A 1,185-nucleotide genomic window follows, 5' to 3' on the forward strand; every position below is an offset into this window, starting at 1 on the left:
CCGGGTGTCGCCCGCGCCGCCGGCACGGGACCGTGCGACATCTACGCCTCGGGTGGCACCCCGTGCGTCGCCGCGCACAGCACCACCCGCGCGCTCTATGGCGCGTACAACGGCCCGCTTTACCAGGTTCGCCGCTCGTCGGACAACACCACCCGCGATATCGGTGTGCAGAGCGCGGGCGGCTACGCCGACGCCGCCACGCAGGACACGTTCTGCGCCAACACCAACTGCGTCATCACCATCCTCTACGACCAGTCCGGCCGCAACAACCGCCTCACCCAGGCACCTCCCGGCTACTGGCCCGGCCCTTTGCCCGGTGGATGGGACAACCTGGCCGACGCGAAGGCGGCCCCGATCACCATCGGTGGCCAGAAGGCCTACGGCGTCTACATCGCTCCCGGCACCGGCTACCGCAACAACAACACCAACGGCGTCGCGACCGGCGACCAGCCCGAGGGCATCTACGCCGTCGTCGACGGCACGCACTACAACCAGTGGTGCTGCTTCGACTACGGCAACGCGCAGACGGACGGCCAGGCCGACGAGCGCGCAATCATGGAGACTGTCTACTTCGGCGCCAACAAGCAGTGGGGCTACGGGGCGGGAGCCGGGCCCTGGGTCATGGCCGACCTGGAGTGGGGTCTCTTCTCCGGCGTGAACGCCGGGTACAACAACATCGCGCCGATCAACCACCGCTTCGTGACCGCCATGGTCAAGGGCGAACCGAACCACTGGGCGATCCGGGGCGGAAGCGCCCAGTCGGGCGGTCTGACCACCTACTTCGACGGGCGTCGCCCCAACGGCTACCACCCGATGAAGAAGGAAGGCGCCATCCTCCTCGGCATCGGCGGCGACAACAGTGTCTCCGGTCGGGGCACCTTCTTCGAGGGTGTGTTGACCTCCGGCTACCCGACCGCCGCGACCGAGGACGCGGTACAGGCGAACATCGCCGCCGCCGGGTACGCGCCGGCCGGTGGCGGTAACCCGCAACAGGGCGTCCAGCTCGTCGGCGCCCAGTCCAACCGGTGCGTGGACGTGCCGAACGGCACCACCACCAACGGCACCCAGGTCCAACTCTGGGACTGCGTCGGCAACACCGCCCAACGCTGGACCCACACCGCCGGCAAACAACTGCAGGTGCTGGGCAACAAGTGCCTCGACGCCAGCGGCCAGGGCACCACCAAC

General features: G+C 68.9%; 1 protein-coding gene. It reads left to right on the plus strand.

What is annotated here, in order from left to right; genetic code table 11:
• On the plus strand, positions 1 to 1,185 hold a 1,185-nt coding region (locus AB0B57_RS36800), incomplete at both ends, for an arabinofuranosidase catalytic domain-containing protein (protein ID WP_357081099.1).

Source organism: Micromonospora sp. NPDC049101 (genome assembly GCF_040648675.1).
Classification (GTDB): Bacteria; Actinomycetota; Actinomycetes; order Mycobacteriales; family Micromonosporaceae; genus Micromonospora.